The sequence below is a fragment of the Herbaspirillum sp. WGmk3 genome, from assembly GCF_023952535.1.
GTDB lineage: Bacteria > Pseudomonadota > Gammaproteobacteria > Burkholderiales > Burkholderiaceae_D > Herbaspirillum > Herbaspirillum huttiense.
Map to the genome: position 1 here is coordinate 385,646 of NZ_JAKYWT010000005.1, position 20,208 is coordinate 405,853.

At 56.3% G+C, this 20,208-nt stretch carries 17 protein-coding genes; 4 read left to right on the forward strand and 13 right to left on the reverse strand.

Features of this window, described 5'->3' with window-relative positions; all coding sequences use genetic code 11:
• Positions 1-8: 8 nt before the first annotated feature.
• The 8 genes from MKD49_RS20300 to MKD49_RS20335 form a co-directional block, all read right to left on the reverse strand.
• Positions 9-1,982, reverse strand: a complete 1,974-nt coding sequence (locus MKD49_RS20300) for a hypothetical protein (protein ID WP_252697192.1) — start codon at positions 1,980-1,982, stop codon at positions 9-11.
• A 3-nt stretch (positions 1,983-1,985) separates the two neighbouring features.
• Positions 1,986-2,489: an ABC-three component system middle component 4 gene (locus MKD49_RS20305; protein ID WP_252697193.1), complete on the reverse strand. Its 504-nt coding sequence runs from the start codon at positions 2,487-2,489 to the stop codon at positions 1,986-1,988.
• Positions 2,482-3,723, reverse strand: coding sequence for an ABC-three component system protein (locus MKD49_RS20310; RefSeq protein ID WP_252697194.1), 1,242 nt, complete (start codon positions 3,721-3,723; stop codon positions 2,482-2,484). The genes MKD49_RS20305 and MKD49_RS20310 overlap by 8 nt, the downstream gene beginning before the upstream one ends.
• A gap of 193 nt (positions 3,724-3,916) precedes the next feature.
• Entirely contained in the window at positions 3,917-4,771 is an 855-nt protein-coding gene (locus MKD49_RS20315; RefSeq protein ID WP_252697195.1) for a DUF4238 domain-containing protein, read from the reverse strand.
• A gap of 57 nt (positions 4,772-4,828) precedes the next feature.
• Positions 4,829-5,839, reverse strand: coding sequence for a hypothetical protein (locus tag MKD49_RS20320; RefSeq protein ID WP_252697196.1), 1,011 nt, complete (start codon positions 5,837-5,839; stop codon positions 4,829-4,831).
• A 503-nt stretch (positions 5,840-6,342) separates the two neighbouring features.
• Positions 6,343-6,522: a hypothetical protein gene (locus MKD49_RS20325; protein WP_034331911.1), complete on the reverse strand. Its 180-nt coding sequence runs from the start codon at positions 6,520-6,522 to the stop codon at positions 6,343-6,345.
• A gap of 83 nt (positions 6,523-6,605) precedes the next feature.
• Positions 6,606-7,385, reverse strand: coding sequence for a substrate-binding domain-containing protein (locus tag MKD49_RS20330; protein ID WP_252697197.1), 780 nt, complete (start codon positions 7,383-7,385; stop codon positions 6,606-6,608).
• A gap of 187 nt (positions 7,386-7,572) precedes the next feature.
• The gene (locus tag MKD49_RS20335; RefSeq protein WP_252697198.1) at positions 7,573-8,232 is read right to left on the reverse strand and encodes a hypothetical protein; all 660 of its coding nucleotides are present in this window, start codon (positions 8,230-8,232) and stop codon (positions 7,573-7,575) included.
• Between the two features lie 389 nt (positions 8,233-8,621).
• On the opposite strand from MKD49_RS20335, the gene MKD49_RS20340 reads away from it, so the two are divergent.
• Positions 8,622-9,725 (forward strand): SDR family oxidoreductase, encoded by a 1,104-nt coding sequence (locus MKD49_RS20340; protein WP_252697199.1) that lies wholly within the window; start codon positions 8,622-8,624, stop codon positions 9,723-9,725.
• Between the two features lie 58 nt (positions 9,726-9,783).
• On the opposite strand, the gene MKD49_RS20345 is transcribed toward MKD49_RS20340, so the two are convergent.
• Positions 9,784-10,431: an alanyl-tRNA editing protein gene (locus MKD49_RS20345; protein ID WP_209533630.1), complete on the reverse strand. Its 648-nt coding sequence runs from the start codon at positions 10,429-10,431 to the stop codon at positions 9,784-9,786.
• A gap of 130 nt (positions 10,432-10,561) precedes the next feature.
• Positions 10,562-13,498 carry an HD domain-containing phosphohydrolase gene (locus tag MKD49_RS20350; protein ID WP_252697200.1) on the reverse strand — a complete coding sequence of 979 codons (2,937 nt, stop codon included), beginning with the start codon at positions 13,496-13,498 and terminating at the stop codon, positions 10,562-10,564.
• Between the two features lie 479 nt (positions 13,499-13,977).
• On the opposite strand from MKD49_RS20350, the gene MKD49_RS20355 reads away from it, so the two are divergent.
• Positions 13,978-14,187: a cold-shock protein gene (locus MKD49_RS20355; protein ID WP_006461922.1), complete on the forward strand. Its 210-nt coding sequence runs from the start codon at positions 13,978-13,980 to the stop codon at positions 14,185-14,187.
• Positions 14,188-14,718: 531 nt separating this feature from the next.
• On the opposite strand, the gene MKD49_RS20360 is transcribed toward MKD49_RS20355, so the two are convergent.
• Both MKD49_RS20360 and MKD49_RS20365 read right to left on the reverse strand, forming a co-directional pair.
• Entirely contained in the window at positions 14,719-16,722 is a 2,004-nt protein-coding gene (locus MKD49_RS20360) for a transketolase (protein ID WP_252697201.1), read from the reverse strand.
• Between the two features lie 130 nt (positions 16,723-16,852).
• Positions 16,853-17,740 carry a LysR substrate-binding domain-containing protein gene (locus MKD49_RS20365; protein WP_252697202.1) on the reverse strand — a complete coding sequence of 296 codons (888 nt, stop codon included), beginning with the start codon at positions 17,738-17,740 and terminating at the stop codon, positions 16,853-16,855.
• A 284-nt stretch (positions 17,741-18,024) separates the two neighbouring features.
• On the opposite strand from MKD49_RS20365, the gene MKD49_RS20370 reads away from it, so the two are divergent.
• Together MKD49_RS20370 and MKD49_RS20375 are read left to right on the forward strand one after the other, a co-directional pair.
• On the forward strand, positions 18,025-18,774 hold the full coding sequence (locus MKD49_RS20370; RefSeq protein WP_252697203.1) for an SDR family NAD(P)-dependent oxidoreductase: 750 nt from the start codon (positions 18,025-18,027) through the stop codon (positions 18,772-18,774).
• A gap of 79 nt (positions 18,775-18,853) precedes the next feature.
• A complete protein-coding gene (locus tag MKD49_RS20375; RefSeq protein WP_252697204.1) occupies positions 18,854-19,891 on the forward strand; it encodes a TRAP transporter substrate-binding protein in 1,038 nt (345 codons plus the stop codon).
• A gap of 123 nt (positions 19,892-20,014) precedes the next feature.
• Here the strand turns inward: MKD49_RS20375 and MKD49_RS20380 are convergent, their stop codons facing one another.
• Positions 20,015-20,167 (reverse strand): hypothetical protein, encoded by a 153-nt coding sequence (locus MKD49_RS20380; protein WP_166675032.1) that lies wholly within the window; start codon positions 20,165-20,167, stop codon positions 20,015-20,017.
• Between the last annotated feature and the right edge of the window lie 41 nt (positions 20,168-20,208).

A 20,208-nucleotide genomic window follows, 5' to 3' on the forward strand; every position in this document is an offset into this window, starting at 1 on the left:
AACCCGTCTTATACTGATACAGCATCATCAATTAGGCCAACAGGTAATCCGTTTCGTCCGCTATTGCTGTAGTGGGCGATAACGAACCCAGCATACTTTTCCTGAATTCCAATAGGCACATCGTTGTCCACCAAAATAATTTGGCAGGCGACATTTTTTTCTTCTGCCTTTTCTGCGACATCAATCATGTACTCGTACATATTGTGATATTTCGACGGGTCTGAAATATTCTCTTTTGAATCGGCATTTGTATCTGTCTCTGTATATTTTTCTTGCGTTTTCCCGAGATATTTACCAACCGTATCGATCATAAGAAATGCTGGAAGATTTACGGAATCTTCAAGAGCAGATTCGAACAGCGATATGAGATAGCCGATGGAAAGAATAGTGCGCAAGCCACCGGAGGTGATGTCTTTGTACTCTCTGTTACGTAGCTCAGGAAGATAGGAAGACGGCGTAATACGAACATCTCTCCTGTCTTTAATGTTCACTTTCGTCAAATAGCGGTTTAAAGAGTCTCCTAATTTTGAGAGAACTTCAGAAATTGACGGGGCAGAAAGCCGCAATTTGTCGAGATCCTTTTGAAGAGCCTCGATTCTTGATATGAGCCGATCCAGTTCATCAAATATATTTCGCTGCTGATTACGAATTTTTAATGAATTATTTAATTGACTTTCTTTTTCTTTTACAGTGGCGAGTTCTTTTGAAATTCCGTCTCTCTCCGAAAGATAGGGGGTAATCATAGTCGCAGACTCTTCATCCAAAATACGGCGAAGCTTCTCTTGATCTTGATAGAGAGACTTAATTTTCATTGACAGAGAGTGGTGTTTCCCGCGTTCAGTCACCAGTAATGAGTCGAGATCGCGAATTCTCCGAGTCAAAACGTTAACTTCCTGATTCACCTTGTCAGACTCATCTATCCTATGTTCGTGTTTAATTGAATCAAGTGACAAATGGTTGTCGCAAATCGGGCAATTGAACAGCTCTGAGGGAAGTGAACCAATTTGGTCTTTAGCGGTTTTTATGGCTTTGAGTTTCGATATGTCAGTCTGGTAATCGTTTTTAAGGCGTGAATATCGTTCGATAGCTAGCTCGCAGTTCGTCCGATCATTCAAAGTAAGTTTGATGTCTCCTGATAGCTCAGACAACGAATCACGAAGGAAACTATAAGTTTCGCTATCGGCCGTCATGGACTTGTTGATTTCAGAAAGCTGGTCCTTGAGGGTTTGCTCCTGCCTTTGAAGTTCCTCTATCGAATCAGTAAGCCCAATCGCTGATTCAAATTCGGTTTCCCGTAAAAACTCAGAAACTGCCTGGTATTTTCCATCCAAACGTTTCCGATCATTGTGCAAGTTCGAGAGTTGCAATTCGAGTTCTGAGATATGGCTGTCCAATAAATTGAACACATATTTGAACGTTTGTTTATTTTTGTTATAGACAACCCAATTGCCGAATCCGAGCAGCTGCTTGCTGCCCACGTCGTCTTGTTTCAAATAGCAAAACTTAAACAAATCACGGAAGCTGAGACGCACTAATTGTGAATCGGCTTTTGAGGGGGCTTCTAGTACTTTTAGGATCGGCAGATTAAGCGAGCTCAGAAGGAAGTCTGATAGATATCCGTCCGGGCCTGCACTTCTGTAATTTGGAGACAGTTTTTTCGGAAATACTGAATCTGTCTCGTCGAAGGCAGATGGATAAACCTCGACTAATTTTGATGAATCAAATATGTCGCGTTTGATTACATAGACGTGACCACTGAGAAGGACCTCCATCGCAGCGTATACAACAGAGGTCTCGATTTCATGGTCATAGATGAATTCCGACGAGCCAAATAGATAATTGATAATTTCTAAAATACTAGACTTCCCAGTAGAAGAGTCTCCGTAAATAATATTCACGCCTGGGAAAAAATTGACTTCATAATTTTTGCGCCTGCCGACAAGTATGATTTTTCTTATTTGGATGCTGGGGCGTGTGTTCATGTCTTATGCTCTAAATACGTTGTTTAACAAAACATTTAGGTTTTTAGTGGTCTCGGAATTCACCTGTTGAAGACTTTTTGAAAATATCCTCAATCGGTCAAAATAGTCGCCATTGAGATTATTGGCGAGAGCAATCCCGGTATGTGACAGAGAATACATAAAGCCTTCAGTTTTTCTATAGGTCACTTCTAGGAGACCTCTACCCGCTGCTTCCTGCAGAATTCTCTTTATCCAATTTGAATCGAACAACGGATCCAAATTAACGGTAATTCCGCCAATCGAATACCTTTCGTTCTCGCTTAGTGCCACAGTATCTTTTCCAATCTGTTCAAGAACCTTGTTCAGAACGATAGGATTCCTCAAAAGATACATAAAAATCAAAAGCCGCTCGTTGTTAATCAGTTTTTTACCGCGATCCGTTTTGGCCAAAAATAGAAGAATAATCATCATGGTGGCAAGATTGAGTCCACCATCTTGATCGGGAACGAGATAAGGCAAATTACTCATGATTCAACGCAATTAATTTCGCTTTGAGGTCGTCGAGTGCGGGTACTGATTGTGTTTCGCTCCACCAGATATCATTAGTTAGATCATTTGCCAATTGGTGAAGCATTCCTTTTTTGTGTAAGCCATGAATGAGGGGAAGAGCGGTTTTTAAATAGCCGGAGTCTTCATCAATTATCTTTTGATGGATTTCACTAACCAATAATCCAGAATTACTCTCTCCATTACTAATATATTTGCCGTACGAATCTTGATATAAGGTTCTTATGCGGTCGTATAGGTCTTTTAATTTCTTCTGGTCAGCTGAACTGCTGAACAATTTGCGAGCATATTCTGCATTTAAAAAGTGCTCTTTGGAATGGCTCACTACCGCGTTGTGGACGTCTGCGACTAAAAGCTTGAGAACAAAATATTCGTCGTTAAATTGTTCTGGGTGGTCAAGTTTTTGGAATTCCAGTTTGTCACGAGAGGAGTCTCCATTCAGAAACTCCTCTAGAAAGTGCTCGATTGCTTTTATCAAATTGCTGTTTGCGCCAGAGGGTTTGCAAATCGATAGATGCGTATCGTCGCATGCAATAACGTCCTGTTCTGTATTTTCCAGACCGATGGCGCTGTGCTTTTTCACTACGTCATCATAAGTCCCGTAGAAATATTTAATAACAGGCTTATCGCTGAGCTTTACCCACGAATCATTCAATGCTGGGCATAGTTCGCTAAGGGGTGCTAAATCGTGAATCTGCTGATTGTTTGAGAGTAATTTTCCATACGTAGCTAGATCCGCACCCAAGTGTGGAACGGCTAACGATATAACCAAACGAATACGATTTATGGAATTTAACTCAGCATCTCTAATGAGCGCGGCTTTCGTCACTAACCCACCCATGCTATGAGCAATAATGAATATGTTTTCGTACCCAGAAAGTTGAAATCGCAGCTGACTTCTGAGGAGCGCCGCGATCTCATTAATGCTGATATTTTTCTCGACTTTTTGAAACGGTCGCTTTAGAAGTGCGCGAATTCCTGTCAGCCTCGCGTTTGCATTCGGAAATAAGTTTGTTAATTTGGAGAAATATTCGAAGCAAGCAATATCGAAGTTGCTTTCAATTTTTTCGATAGTTCGAAGCTGGTCAAAGAAGTATCCATGCTCGGTATTCTTCCAAGTATCTCTTCCGCCAGTAAACCCATGTACAAACAGAATGAGATTTGGGCGGCCTGCGTTAGTGACAAATTCAATCATATGTTCTCGTTATTAATTTTTCCCCAATGCCAATAATAACAAACAGGGAGGTGCGTCGCATGACGTGGTTACGTTATCCGTTTGAATTTCTCCTCGGATCGTATCTGACGTCAGCAATAGCGAGAAAGGGTGAGGGAAATGTTGTCTCTAGAGCAAAAAAGTACTTGCTCGGAATATTGTCCGGCAATTGTCACTACTTAGCATGGGCGGCAGCATTGAGTTCTTCTTCGCTGGTTGCAAAGATGAATTCATGAGAGTGCTTCGCCATGAAGGAATTAAGATATTCGACCTTTGATTTGTCGTCGATGTATTCATCATTCGGCGATTTCTTTGCCCAGAGTGCCAACTCTGGGCTAATCGGGAAGTAGATCGATGAATCCTTTGAGATTTCACCAGATACGGCAAGCAAATTGTAGATAGGCTGATCAGACGTGATTAGGTTTTTTCCAGATTTGTTGTATATCAATCTCAGATCAAGATAATCACAAAGGTAAGAACCAATGCCGCCTGCGAAGATAAATATGCTCGCTGCGTGAATTTTCTGTAAATCGCAGTCTTTATATTCCTCTGGAATATTCAGATTTGGATTCGTTGGAAACGCATTTCTGATCTTTTTCGTTCGAGTGTATTGATGCCCTAGATAGATGCAAAGATGAATTTTGCTTTTGTGATCCTCTAGGATGGCGGCATTTCCATTTCTCAGCTCCTTGAGAATAGGAAGGGCTTGTTGTTCTATCATGGTATGGTGCCACTCCATGCCGAATTTCGACGTATCCTTTTCGGACTGGGCAATTGCCAAATAGGTAGCAAGGCTGCTTTGATTGACAACCTGATTGATTAACGGACCAATTGTCACCATGCTTTTAAGTAGCTTGACTTCGGAGGGGGATAGTTTTGGAATCTCGTAGAAATAGCGCTCTTGCGCGACATTCTCTGTAGAGGTTCTAAAATTCTTTCCACCTCGCCTAGCCCATATCTGGCCGTCTGATGCCCAGGCCGAGAGATAGTATTCCCAAACATAGTGTTGCTTTTTTGTTCTTTCACTCATGTGCAGATTTCTTGAAAGCTATCTTTCAATATAGAAGAGTTCTAATCGACGATAAATTTACTTATTTTTGTTTCTGAATTTATGAATTTCCAAGTGCTCATATTGAATTGGAATTCCAAATAAATCATGCAAGCGTGTTAGGTAGCGTGCAGCATCATGGGTAATTTTGTGAGGGCCGACAATAATTAGCTCTTTCACTAAAATATCTTCTTTTCCCCAATATGCGTACTCTAGCAATTGAGGTATCGCTTGTCTTATGCATGACTTGACTGAGTTCGCTATTTTTATTTCGTAAAAGATGTAATGACATTTGCACTTTACTACTAAGTCAATTGCAGTTCCTTGTCCCGTAGGGATTTCGGTTCCTACATTTTTTTTGCCAAATTGAATAGATAGTTTTTTGTAAAGTTCTGTTTGTAACTCGTTGTGCGCTAGGAGAATTTCCCAATCTTTACTCTTTGTGGCCGCATTTATAATTCCGGTTTTTTTTTCCCTATGTCCTGACTTGAATATAAATCTCGTGGATGACGATATATCCAGGGCGTCCGAGAAATATAAGACGTCCTCATCCGTTATGTTTCTTATTTTTGAGCTTTTTTCGGAAGTTTTTTTCTTTTTTTTGATGGGAGTCGGGGTATTGCAAAAATTGATAATCTTATGAAATGGATCGCACAAAAAATCACGTAAGAGATCTATAGATTTTTGACCCGATATTTCAAAGTCAACTACGTCGTAAGGGATACCGTGCCTATTTTTTATTGCGTGGCAATGGCCGCGTCGAAATTTCGGAAGAATCCTTTTTTTTGGAATAACGAATCTAACTCTTGAATGTTTAATACTGGCACTGATAGTTGTGTAGCCTTCGCCATGGCTATTAAATCTATATTCTGGGGGGCCATTTCGATTAATGTACCCATGGTATTCTGACAAATAAAATTCGAGCAATGTATTCAAAGCTAGATCGAAATGACGACGGGCGGTTGGATTGTTTTGAAACCATCTGTGGGCATTTCTCTTTTTCGCGAGTACCGGGTTGCGAGGTTCTAAAGATTTTTTGGTTGTTGTCATCTTTTGAATTGCGATAGATGTCGCCCAAGCTTGTGACGAGATGGATGAACTTTAAATTTCTGACTATCCAGCGTTGAATGCGCGGCCGCTAAGAAATTTAGCAGATATAGAAGATAATCAGTGTTGAAGCGAGAATTGATGTAATCGCAAAGAAAATAGCAGCGAATTGCGGGATTCAAAATAGGGGCTATAACAGCGACCTATTACACCGCATATCAGAAGCTTTAGGTGACCACGGTGGGTTCGAAAGTGGCATGGCAGCTCAACCCACAATCCATGTGGTCTTCTGCTCGACACTACATAAGGCTGCGCTGGAACTCGCATGAACAGCGGTTTTTTTGATGTGGCGGGGCTTGGGAAGCTTCTGCTCTACCATTGAGCTTCACCCGTGAGGCCGCGAATTTTACGCGGGATTGTCCTGCTCCGGCAAACCGGGCCTTTGGGACAGGAGGAGCCGGGATGGGCGATGGATGTTGTCATCGCGTTGCTGCATCCCGGTAAATTCAGTCTCCGGCTTGCTTATCCTGCTCCTTGGCCTCCCGCGCCTTCCTCTCCTTGGCATATTTCTCGGACATCTTGCGCCATTGATTCAGTTGCCGAAAATAAGTCCGTTTGACGCTGACCTCCGATAGCGGCTGTATGCCACGAATCGGACTGACGGGAGGGACGCGACGTTCGCTCATGATGCCTGGCTCCTGCTGGGGGATGTTTGTTCGCGGTATCTTACTCCCGGGATCGTCCGGTGTCCTTCGCAAGAACAAATGCGTCAGTCCCCCTCAGGCAACAACCCATGCTCCACCATCGCCCTGCGCGCCGTTTCCTCTCCAAACATGGTCAGAAACGCCCGCCCTGTCGCACCCGATGCAGTGCGCGCCCCCACCGCCCCCACATACACCGTGTAATTCTGAATGTCCGCCGGCAACGGCCCCACCAGCTTCGCCCCCTTGACCAGCAGAATCTCGCTCTGCTGATGCAATGCCAGCGCCGCACTTCCATCCACCAGTTTTTCCGCCACCAGTCCACCAGGCACCAGCACTTCCTTGGCGTGCATCTGACTGGCGATGCCAAGCCGTTCAAACAATTTTTCCAGATAGATGCCGCTCGATCCGCCGGCCTTGGGATCGATCACTGCGACGGAAGGCGCGTCCAGCAAGGCCTTCCTGAATTGCGCCACGGTGGCGATGGCAGGCGAGGGCGCGCCTTGCCTGACCGCCACGGCAATCCCCACCCATGCAATCGGCCGCTCGCTGGCCAGATTCAGATAGCCGTCCTTGCCCAGTCCGCGCAACACGCCATCCGGTGCCACCACCACATCCGCCGCCGCACCCGATCGCACACGCTTGTCCACGACGCCGCCCGTGGCGTTGTCTACCGTGACGTGGATGCCGCTGCGCCGCTCGAAGTCGGCGGCCACCGTGCGCACGATGGGCGCGATGGCCCCGGCGGCGAGCACCCGGAGTTCGTCCGCACAAGCGGGCAGGGCAACGAAGGAAGAAAAAACGGAAAAGGTCGCAGCGAACAGCAGCGGAAGACGGAACGCACGCACGGTGACTCCAGGTGATGGAATACGGGGGACGGGAAAGGAGCGGCAGAAAAATACGTCGGCACCGATTATACGATGCGTGCAGAGGCCACGTTTGCGCCTGCCGGAGCGGCCCGCTGAGACGGCCAACCGCGCTTGATTATCGGTGATGAGGGTGATGAAGGATCTTGCTCAACCGCATCACCCGAACCTATCTGGGCGACCGCGACACCGCCCCCGCATCCCAATCCCCAAACGCCCGTGACCGCATCCCCGCATCCACCAGATAAGCCTTGACCAGCTTCAACAACACCAGCCCCGCTACGAACAGCATCACCATCAACGCCACCAGCACCGCCGCCTCGCCCCACGCCGACAGACCCGAAGAGGCCCACGGCCAGCGCACCTGCCTGGCCTGCGCCGAGCGGATCGCCGCAAAGCACAGCCATCCCAGCATCGGCACAAACGGCAGTACCGTACGCCAGCGCAAGGACATGGGCCCGCAGAACACCAGCCAATAGCTGAAGAGGCCCAGGGGCATCACTCCATGGCGCAAGGCACTCACCAGCGCCCCCGGCGCATCCCCGCGTTGACCGTGGACCATTCCGGTGTCCGACAACGCCGCCAGGAAAACGCACACGATCAGCGTCGCCAGCATCGTCGATTTCCGCGGCGAATCAGGGACCCCGCGTCGTTCGCGCACCAGCAGATGCGCAAAGCATCCGCCACAGAGCAGGGCCGTCAGGGCCGTCGTGCAGGCGGTATAGGTGGACAGCGAACGTGCCGCCAGCGTGGCCACCATCAGCAGCACGCTGGCAGCGACAAGGCCGCCTTCCATCCCCAGCCGCACGCGGCGATGGATGGGGAGCACATGGACGTGCGCCGTCACGGCCGATGACCTGGGAAAGAGAAGCGCGGGCGCAAGCGGCATGAGGAAACTCCTCGTTGCCATGAAGTGGCGGTCAGGTGGGGAAGGGAAATCGGGCGAGGCAACATCCATCGAATTCTAATGGCCGCACTCGCAAAAGAAATCAGTCCGTTTGGACTGAAATGCCTGATGCAGGATGTAAATTTTTTACTGCTGGAATCGGTGCGCCAGCGCGCCCAGTCCAATTGGACTGGTTCAATTCCGTGATCGTCTCACTTATAATTTTTTGCCCCATTTTCAGGGGAAGAGGCACGGATTCGCGCCCTCATTTCACCGGCCGGCATGGGGGCATGCCGGTCCCTGCTTCCTTATCTGCGGAACTCTCATCGTCTATGTTGTTGCTCACCGGAAGTACCGGATTCATCGGCGGCGCGCTGGCCGCTCGTCTCATCCGCACGCCACGCTGGGAGCGCTCGCTGTTCCTGGTCAGGTCGGCCAATCGCAACGAAGGGCGCGCACGCTTGGCGTCTAACCTGCGTCTGCACGGCGTGAGCGAGGACGAACTGCAGCGCCTGTCGCCTGACCAGATTCTGTGCGGCGACCTTACCGGGGTGGAGCGCTGGATCGATGATCCGCGCCTGCTGCAGGTCAGCGATGTGGTGAACTCGGCGGCCCTGGCCTCGTTCGGCAGCCATCGTTCCATCTTCCCCACCAACGTCGACGGCGTGCTCGCCATGGCGCACGGCCTCTCGCGCGGACGCCCGCTGCGGCGCTTCATCCAGATCGGTACCGGCATGTCCTGTGGCCGCAACGCGCCGCGCCCGGTGTCGGAAGACTATTCTCCTGCCGATGACGTCGAGCACTACCTCGATTACACCGCCAGCAAATACCAGGCCGAACAACGCCTGCGCACCGAACTGCCCGAGTTGCCGCTGGTCGTCGCGCGGCCGTCCATCGTGGTCGGCCATACCGAACTCGGATGCGCCGCCTCGGGCAGCATCTACTGGGTCTTCCGTCTGGCGCGCGCCTTGCAGGCCTTCCCCTGCGAGCTGGACCAGAAGATCGACGTGATCCCGGTGGACTATTGCGCCGAAGCCCTGCACCTGCTGCTGGAAAAACCGACGCTGAAATACGCGGCGTACAACATCTCGTCCGGCCCCAGTCACGCCTGCACCTTCGGCGAAATCGATGAAGCCATCAGCGTCGGCACCGGTGAGAAAAAGATGTCACGCTACCGCCAGACCCACTACGACAGCTTCCTGCAGATGCAGGACCGCTTCAAGGACCTGATCGGTCCCTGCAACAAGCGCATCGTGTTGAAGGCGATTCGTTCGTATGGCTATTTTGCGGCGGAGGAAGTGCTGTTCGACAACCAGCGCCTGATCGAGGAGGGCATGCGGCCTCCGCAGCCGCTCACTGATTACGTGACCCTGTGCGAACGCACCAGCAAGGATATCCTCATCGCGCAGCAGATGAAGTACGACTACAAGACCTGAGCCTTCCGCTCAGTCGTCGTCCTCAAGCGATGCGAAAAATTCACCAGGCTCAGCGGCATCACGCGGGCGCATCGAGCAGGATCTCGATGCGTTCCTTGCCGCGTCCGGTGTTCTTGCGTTTGAGTCGCAGTGTTCCCACTTCGGCGGTGGTGCGCGGATGCGTACCGCCGCAGGCCATGCGCGCAAATCCTTCCACTTCCCAATAACGCCGGCCGGCGGCTTCATCGCTGAATGCGGTGACGATGGGCAAGCCCGCCGCCACCAGCTCCTGCGCGGCCGCCTCGATGGCAGGGAACAGCGGTGCCAGGCTGGTGTCGCTGGCGAAGTCCACGCGCGCCTTGTCCATGGCGATGTGTGCGCCGATGCGTTCGATGCCGGGCCGCATCTGATAAACCAGCTGCAACACCATCTCGGCCGCAAAGTGCAGGCGCATCAGGCGATAGCGGCGTGCCCAGTCAATCTGCAGGTGAACCGCATCACCGACCCGCAGGCCATGGCCGGGCGGCAGCGTATAGACGATGGTCTGGTCACGCTTCTCGGCCTGCAGCACAGGATGGCCGCCCAGCGTGCCGGCATCGCTCTCCTGGCCACCGGAGAAGGCGAAGAAGATGGTCTGCGCGATTTGTACCTGATCACCATCGACTGCCGTGACGGTCGTGTCGAGTTCAGTCTGATAGGGGGCGGACCAGAATAACTTGTGCGTCATGTTGTCAGTGGGCAGGGACAGCAATAGATGATCAGCGGTAGCATCGGCAGGTCATCAGCCTGCCGATGCGTTCAAAAATGTGAGAAGAGATTCTACGATAACGGCGGACTTCAGCTTCGCATCGCCTGCCTTACGCGGGATGCGCTTCCAGCAAGTCTTCAATCGCCGCAATATCCACCGCATCGCGCTGCCCCGGCCGCAGCAATTCATCCGCATAAGTCCGCCACAAGCCACTGTGCAGGAAGTAGCGGAACAACTCCGTATCCAGATGCTGTTCCCGGCACATCCTGGCCATGATGCGCAGCGATTCCGACAAGGTCTTGGCCGGCTTGTACGGACGGTCCGCCGCCGTGAGTGCTTCGAACACATCGGCCAGCGCCATCACCCTGTCCTGCAAGGGCAGCCCGGATGCGCGCAGGCGGCGCGGATAGCCGGTGCCATCCATTTTTTCGTGATGATTGGCGGCGGTATCGGGCACGCTCTTGAGCGAATCCGGCCACGGCAGACTCTTCAACATCACCAGCGTCTGCACGATGTGATTGTTGATGGCGAAACGGTCTTCCTCGGTCAGCGTGCCGCGCCGCACGGTCAGGTTGTGCAGTTCGCCCATGTTCTGCCGGACCTGCGGCAGCTGCATGTCGAAGCCCAGCACATTGCGCGGGTCGCCGCGTTCAACCGGTGGCCGGTGTCCGTCTTCCCAGGCTACCTTGTGTTCCGGCTTGTCGGCCAGCAAGGTCTCGGTGCAGGGCAGTTCCTGCTGCATCTGTCCACCACGCGCCGCGGCGAGCCGCCGGCTTTCTTCATCGGCCAGGCCCAGGCTGTCATCGAAATGACGCTGCCAGGTCTGCATGGCGATCTGGCGCAGCCGTGCGATGGCTTCGTCCGACATGGCTTCGCCCCCGACATTGCATTGCGCGACAAAGGCAAAGTCCTCGCGCAGCTGATGCCGGCGGCGCTCCAGCTCTGCGCGCCAGGATTCGGCCCGGGCTGCAGGCAAGGTAGCGTAGAGCTCGCGCAGCAGATCCAGTTCGGCATCGCGCCACAGCACTTCAAAACGCATGCGCACTTCGTGGATGCGGTTGTGGATCACCTCCAGCTTGGTCGCCTTGTCCACGATGTGTTCGGGACTGGTGACCTTGCCGCAATCGTGCAGCAGCGCCGCCAGCTGGAAGGCATAGCGCTGGTCCTCGTTGAGGGTGAAGCCGGCGTAGCGGCCTTCACTTTCTTGCGCCAGGCGGTCGACCAGCTGGATGGCCAGGTGCGGTACGCGTTCGCAGTGGCCGCCGGTATAGGGACTCTTGGCATCGATGGCGTCGGCCATCAGGCGGATCAGGGATTCCAGCAGGGCCTTCTGCGCAGCGATCAACTGGCGCGTTTCGATGGCCACCGCCAGCATGCCCGACAGACGCCGCGCAAAGGCCAGGAAGCGCGGATCCTCGTGCACGCTGTCATGGGCATGCATCAGTACCAGCAAACCTTCGAGTGAGCCGTTGCGGCCACGCAGATCCAGTTCCACGCGCATGCGGCCATCGTCGGTCTCACGTGCGGCGATGGTGTCGGCAGCGCCTGCACCCGTGCCTTGTGCGTCATACGCCATGCTGTCGGTCAATCCGCATTGCTGGCCATAGGCCGCCGCGCGCTGCATCTGGCCGTCTTCGCGCTGCCACAGATAGACGGCACCGCCGTCGCAGCGCGTGGCCTGCACGAATTTCTCCAGCACCTGCTGCAGCATCTCTTCGACATGCGTCTCGGTACTGAGGATGGCGCTGATGTCGAGGAAGGCTTCCACCGTCAGGCTCACGTGGTCCACCATGTCGGTGAGCATGTTGATTTCGCGCAGGGTACTGCGCCGCCGGTCCTGGGTGCGGAAGTCGAAGCGCGACATGCGTCCGGCCCGCACCGCCAGCCGCTCCATGCTGCGGCCGATGGCGCGCCCGGCCCACCAGCCCAGCGGCAGGAACGCCAGCACCACCAGGAAGGCCACCAGTACCAGGGTCTTGCGATTGCGGTCGAGCTGGCCCAGCAGTTCGTCACCGGGCGCGGCAATGAGCAGCCTCAGTGCATGGCCATCGATGACGTCGAAGGGCAGCGACAAGCCCAGCCACTCACGCCCGTTCACGCTGTAGAGCGCGCTGGTCTCGCCGGCCAGCGCACGTGCGGAGAGCTGTGACAGGCTCGGGACTTCCAGATCCTTGAGACTGCGGAAACGGAAACTCTCGCCCTCCTGTTCCAGTACGCGCGCCATATCGCTGTAGGCGATCACGCGCTGGTGCTCGTCCACCAGTGCCAGTTCGCTGTTGGGCGTCAGGCGCAGGTTGCCGAGGCTGGCGGCGAGGTCGTCCAGCGTCATGTCGATGGCGACCACGGCCTCGCCGTCGCGCGCACGCTGCGAGAGGCTGATGCCGATCTGGCGCGTGGTGAAGAAGACGTAAGGGGCCGAGATGGAGGGGATGAGCGAGCGGTCCGCCGTGGCGTACCAGGGGCGCGTGCGCGGATCGAAGAGATAGTCCGCCTCATCGCGCAGGGCCAGCAGTTTCAGTTCGGCATCATAGAAACGGTATTGCCCGTGCTGCGTGCCATCGGCATCGCGCACGATGCTTTGTACCAGGAAGGTCGATGCCGCCGGTGCCGAGAAGAAGGCGCGCTGGTCGGCGCCACGCAGCGAGCGCACCAGCAGGAAGTCGCCATTGGGGTAGCCCACGTAGACTGCCGACACCAGCGGATTGGCGACCAGGTCGATGGAGAAGGCGGCAATGCGCGTGAGGCGCTCGTCGAGTTGCGTGGCTTGCGTGATCGGATCGAAGGCCAGCTGGCGCAGCGTGGCCACGGCCGGGTCGATGATGCGGCGCGAGCGCTCGGTCATGATGCGTCCGGCATCCTCGGCTGAGCGCTCGGCCATGTCCAGCAGCACCTGGCGCGCGCCCCACCAGCCTACCGAGACCAGCACCACGGCCAGCAGAACCATGCCCGTCATCACCAGGGCGGAAATGCCGAAGCGCACCGGCAAGCCAGGCACGGTGGCATCATCGTCGGACGGATCAAACAAGGGGCGTTCGGGAAGGGGCATCGAGCACGCAGTGACTGGGTGACATGCAACGGAACCCGCGATGCCATCAGCGCCGCCCACCTCCGGCGCATAACGGGACACGGCCTCTTTTTTCTTCGGGCCAATATACCGGAATTACGTTGGGCCAGCAAAAAGCGGTCAAGTCACTGTCGGCGGCACTGCCGGGCATCGTGATGGCGTGACGCTCCTTGCCGGTGGCGACGCAGTAGCCGGGCGGAGCGGCCCTGCCGGGGCGGCCAAGCGTGCGATGCCTACAGAAAAACCACACATTTATCAATAGATACCTGCAAGATGTCGCATGTGGTGTACAATACGACCTGTACTTGCATCAAGTTGTATTCTTGTTGGTTCCAATTCCGCCTGACTGTCGTTCCCTCCTCGGTCGTTCTGTTTTCTTTCCTTCGGTTTCAGTTCTTGGTTTCAAGTGCCTATCAGGCATCTGCCTTCATTCGTCCCAAACTTTTCCAAAGGAAACAAACATGAGCACTCAAACCGGCGTAGTCAAATGGTTCAACGATGCCAAGGGCTTCGGCTTCATCACTCCTGATGCTGGCGGCGCTGACGTCTTCGCGCACTTCCAGGACATCCAGTCCAACGGCTTCCGCAGCCTGTCGGAAAACCAGCGCGTGTCCTTCGACCGCGGTGTCGGCCCCAAGGGTGAAAAGGCCACCAACATCAAGGTCATCTAAGACCGCGATATTCGCGCAAGCGAAGCAGAACATCCTCGCTGACCGCGCCTGAACGCCTCCGGAATTCCATACGCTCCAGAGGCCAGGCCGGCAGACTCCCGCAGTCCTTTCATGTCGGCGCGATTTTGTCGCAGACTCTCACCTGGCAGATAGCCAGGGAGGGCCGGTACCGAAGGTCAGGGCAGCGCAGGACGTCGTTCCTGCCAGAGACTCAGCTGTGGCCGTGCAGATAGCGCGGGCAGGTGAACCACGAAGGCAGGAGCGCGTCAGTCACGGCGCAAGCCGTGTAGCAAATAGTTAATTAATCGCTCGTAGAGCGTGACACCGGCCCGCACCAACGGCGGCCTCCGGACCACAACACGAACACCTGGATTGAGTCCAGCACCGGCCAGATAGGCCGGGCAGGACACTCTCGCAGCACCTGGCAGATCGCCAGGGTCATGAGGGAATCCAGCGTTAATCAATGAACGGCCCATCTGGTTTCAGATGGGCTTTTTGCGTTCTGGAACCTATATAAATCATATAAATGGTTTATGTCGTCTGGCTGTGCGGACTGTCCAGCAGCTGCAAAGCCTGCGCCAACACCGCTTCTGGCGTGATGCCGAAATGCCGGTACAACACATCCGCTGGCCCCGGCGCACCGAAGCCCGCCATGCCCACGAAGCCGCCGCGCGCGCCCAGATACCGATCCCATCCAAAGCGCACTGCCGCTTCCACGCCCACCCGGACCGTGTCCTCGCCCAGTACGGCGTCACGATAGCGGCTGTCCTGCTGGTCGAACAATTCCCAGCACGGCAGCGATACCACGGCGGTGGCCACGCCCCGCGCTTCCAGCAGGTCGCGCGCAGCACAAGCGATGGCCACCTCCGAACCGGTGGCCAGCAAGCTCACCTGACGCGGCCCGCACTGCGCTTCTTCCAGTACATATCCCCCGCGCGCACTGAGATTGCTCACCTCGAAGCGCTTGCGCACCGGCGGCAGGCTCTGTCGTGCGAAGACCAGACTGACCGGTCCGCTGCGGTGCTGCATGGCGACTTCCCAGCATTCCACCGCCTCGCTGGCATCGGCCGGACGCATCACCAGCATGTTGGGCATGGCGCGCAGCGAGGCCAGGATTTCCACCGGCTGGTGTGTCGGCCCGTTCTTGCCGATGCCGATGGAGTCGTGACTGAACACGAATTTCACCGGCAAGCCCATCAGCGCAGCCATGCGCATGGCCGGGCGTTCATAGTCCGAGAAAGCCAGATAGGTCACGGCCAGCGGAATCACGCCGCCATGCGCGGCGATGCCATTGGCCATCGCGCCCATCACGTGTTCGCGTACACCGCAGTGCAGGTAGGCGCCGCTGCGGTCGCTGGCGGTGAAGGCCTTGAGCGAGCCCTTGTGCGCCGTGGGCGCTTCAAGATCGGCGCAGCCCACCATGCGTTCAGGGATCACTTCGGCCAGCAGCTGATTGAGCGCGGCCGAGATCAGGATGCCGCCCTGCGCCTGCGCAGGCTCGTGCGCGCTACGCTTGAATTGCAGCAACACATCCTGCCACCCATCGGGCAAGTCACCCCGCAGGACACGTTCGAATTCGGCGCGCTGCGTGGGCGGCAGGGCCTGCAGGCGCTGATGCCAAGCGGCATGTTCATCGCGATTGCGTTGGCCGAAGTTGCGCCACGGCGCAAGGATGTCCTGCGGGATCTCGAAGGGCGCATGCGGCCATTGCAGCAGATCGCGTGCGGCTTGTGCATCCTCCGCATGGAGCCGTGCGCTGTGGCCGCCGCGCTGGCCCTGCACACGCGGGATGCCTCGGCCGATGATGGTGCGGCAGGCGATCATCGAGGGACGGTCCGAGGTACGTGCAGCGTCGAGTGCGCGCGAGACCGCCTCGATGTCATGCCCGTCCACCTCCACAACATGCCAGCCGGCCACGCGGAAGCGCTCGGGCACGTTCTCGCTGATGGAGAGTTCGGTGGCACCGTCATCGGTGATCTGGTTGTCGTCCCACAGCAGGGTCAGTTTGGCGAGGCGCAGATGGCCGGCCAGGGAAATCATTTCCTGTCCGATGCCTTCCTGCAGGCAGCCATCGCCGACGAAGGCGTAGGTGCGGTGATTGACGATGCCATCGCCGAAGCGCGCATTCAGGTAAGCCTCGGCGACCGCCATCCCGAAGGCATTGGCGATGCCCTGGCCGAGCGGACCGGTGGTCACTTCGATGCCGAGTTGCGGATCGTATTCCGGATGGCCGGCACAGTGCGAACCGAATTCGCGGAAGTTGCGCACCTGCTCCAGCGTGATGTGTTCGTAGCCGGTGAGGTAGAGCAGGCTGTAGAGCAGCATCGAGCCGTGGCCATTGGAGAGCACCACGCGGTCGCGGTCCGGCCAGGTCGGATCGGCCGCATGAAAGCGCAGGTGGCGGGCGTAGAGGGCGGTGGCGATCTCGGCCATGCCCAGCGGCACGCCTTGATGGCCTTCAGTGGCGCGCACGATGGCGTCGATGGAAAGAAAGCGGATGGCATGCGCCAGCGGCTGCAGGGGATGTGGGGTCATGACAGCAAGACGCATCTGCCCGGCAGAACAGGGCGATGCGTCAGTCTCCGTTGTAATGGTGGAGACTTATTCTTGGCGGTCGGTACGGGTGCAGGCAAGCGATGAAAATTCAGGCTTGGCTGAATTGGCGTCAAGTAGACGCAAGTTTCCCGCTTTCTTCACGCAACCACTGCAGGAACAACACCACCTCCGGCCGCGATTTGTTGCGTGCCGGGCAGACCGCAAAGTGTTGCGTGATCTCCAGCGTCATGCCGTCCGAAAACACCGGCTGCAGCCGTCCGCTGGCCAGATGCCCGGCGCCGAAGGCATCGCTCTCGAAGACCACGCCCAGTCCCTGTACCGCCGCTTCGATGCTCATCATCGCGCGGTCGAAGCGCAGCGCGATGCGTTCCGGACGCAGATCCGGCGCGTAGCGGGCAAACCATTCCGGCCATTGCAGCAGGCTGCCGCGCGACTGGATCAGCGGGGCCAGCACCAGGTCTTCCGGGGTCTCGATGCGATGGCGCGCGAGAAAATCCGGGCTGGCCATCGGGATCACCTGCTCCGACAGTACCGGTTCGATTTCCAGATCCGGCCAGTGCGGTACGCCGCAGCGGATGTCCAGATCCACCTGCCCGATCTCGAAATCGGAAATTTCCGGCGAGGCCGACAAGCCGAAGGCGATCTCCGGATAGCGCTGCGTAAAGCGTCCGATGCGCGGCATCAGCCACAGGCTCGCGAAGCTGGGGCTGGAATGGATCTGCAGCGAATTTTCCACGCCATGCCGCAAATCGTCGGTGGCCGAATTGATCGCCCCGAGCGCACCGGCCACGCGGTTGAGATAGCTCTGTCCTGCCGGCGTGAGCTCCACCCCCTTGGTGGAACGCTCGAACAGGCGCAGCCCCAGCAGCTTTTCCAGACGCGCCACCTGGTGGCTGATGGCCGACGGCGTGAGATGCAATTCAGCCGCCGCAAGATTGAAACTCTTGCGGCGAGCGATCGCTTCGAAGGCCATCAGAGAGGTCAGTGGAGGAATCATGGTGTCTCGGTTTTTGGTCTTGTGAATGTTTCTGCTGCGTCACGGCATGCGCGGGCGCGGGCTCGCGGCCGATTTTAGCGCATCGATCCGGCAGATGAAGCTTCGTCACATTTTCATGACAAAGCATCACTTGTCGCAGCCGGATGAAAGTTCGAAGATCGCCGCCAGAACAACAGGGAGACATCCGTCCATGCGCGCTATCTGGCGCGGCATCCGCTCGCAGGAGGAATGCGCGGAGGTCTTCACCGTTGCTCATTCGCATGCCACTTTCAGGAGACCACACCATGCTGCTCAAGAACAAAGTTGCCGTCATTACCGGCGGTGCCGGGCTCAACGGCCTGGGATTTTCCACCGCGCGCCTGATGGCTGCGCAAGGCGCGCGCGTCGTCATCCTCGACCTTGAACGCGCCGAGCCTTCCACCGCTGCTGCCCGTCTGGGCGAGGGCCATCTCGGCCTGGTGGCCGACGTCACCGACAAGGCCTCCTGCGAGGCCGCAGCGCAAGCGATCCTGCAGCAGTTCGGCCGCATCGACATCCTGGTCAACAATGCCGGCATTACCCAGCTCGCCAAATTCCTCGACATCAGCGGCAAGGACTACGACCGCATCCTCGATGTCAGCCTGCGCGGCACGCTCTACATGTCGCAGGCAGTGCTGCCGGCCATGCGTGCGCAGCAGGGTGGTTCCATCGTCTGCATCTCCTCGGTGTCGGCCCAGCGCGGTGGCGGCATCCTGGGCGGTCCGCACTATTCGGCGGCCAAGGCCGGCGTGCTGGGTCTGGCGCGGGCCATGGCGCGCGAGTTCGGACCGGACGGCATTCGCGTCAATTGCGTCACGCCCGGCCTCATCTCGACCGACATCAACAAGGACATCCTCAGTGCCGAGAAGAAAGCCGAGATCGCCCAGACCATTCCCCTGGGCCGCCTGGGCGGGCCGGATGACGTGGGCGGCGTCTGCGTGTTCCTGGCCAGCGACCTGTCGCAGTACTGCACCGGCATCACGCTGGACGTCAACGGCGGCATGCTGATCCATTGAGTTGTTCACGCGCCGCTCGGTCGTGTGGCCCGGCGCGGTTTCATCGATTCCCACCATAAAAAATGCCAGGAGACAAAAGATGAAAGACGAGATCGCATCAAAGAAGATGAGCCGCCGCCAGATCCTGAAGGCAGGCGCTGTCGGCGCTGCACTGCCGCTGTTTTCCATCCTCACGCGGCCCGCCAATGCGGCCGAGTTTACTTATAAATTCGCCACCGGCCAGGATCCTTCGCACCCGGTCAACAAGCGCGCGCAGGAAGCCATCGACCGCATCCGCAACGCCACCAACGGGCGCATGGAGATCAAGCTGTTTCCGGCCAACCAGCTGGGTTCCGATACCGACCTGATGTCGCAGATCCGCAATGGCGGTGTGGAATTCTTCAATCAGGCCAATACCGTGCTCTCCACGCTGGTGCCGGCCGCCGGTATCGTCAATACCGGTTTTGCCTTCCAGGATTACGCGGCCGTGTGGAAGGCCATGGACGGCCAACTGGGCGCGCACGTGCGCGCGCAGATCGAGAAGGTCGGTCTGCTGACCATGTCCAAACCGTGGGACAACGGCTTCCGCCAGATCACCACCTCGACCAAGGCGATCAGGAGTGCCGCCGACGTCAAGGGCCTGAAGCTGCGCGTGCCGGCAGCACCGATGCTGACCTCGCTGTTTTCGGCACTGGGTGCGAGTCCCACGCCGATCAATTTCAACGAGGTCTATTCGTCGCTGCAGACCAAGCTGGTGGAAGGGCAGGAAAATCCGCTGGCCATCATCAGCACCGCACGGCTTTACGAAGTGCAGAAGTTCTGCACGCTCTCCAATCACGTCTGGGACGCCTACTGGATTCTCGGCAACCGCCGCGCCTTCGACAAGCTGCCCAAGGACATCCAGGAGATCGTCCGCCGCGAACTCGATCAGGCCGCCACCGATGAGCGCGCCGACATCGCCAGCTTCTCCGGCATGGCCCGCAATGACTTGGCCGGCAAGGGTTTGCAGATCGTCGATGCGGACAAGGACTCCTTCAAACAGGCACTGGCGCAGGCCAATTTCTACAAGGACATGCGCGCCAGGTTTGGCGAGGAGGCGTGGAAGCTGCTGGAATCCAGTGTCGGCACACTGGGCTGAGGAGCTGCATCAGAACTCCGCAGAGGGAATACGTAATACGGAATACAAAATAAAGAATACGGAAAAGAGAAAGGCCGGAGACAGTTTGCTCCGGCCTTTTGCGTTTGACACCGGTGAAAAATCTCAGCGTGGCCCACCGCCATGTCCGCCGTCACCCCAGCCGCCGCGCGGTCCGCCTCCGCCCGGGCCGGGCCCGCAGAACCAGGGCGCGCAGACGCAGCCCCCCAGCGTGGTCAGCAGCAGCGCTGCAGCCAGCAGCGTCGTCAATCGTTTCATGGTCAACCTCATGCAAAGAAATGGAAAGAGATGCAGTGAGG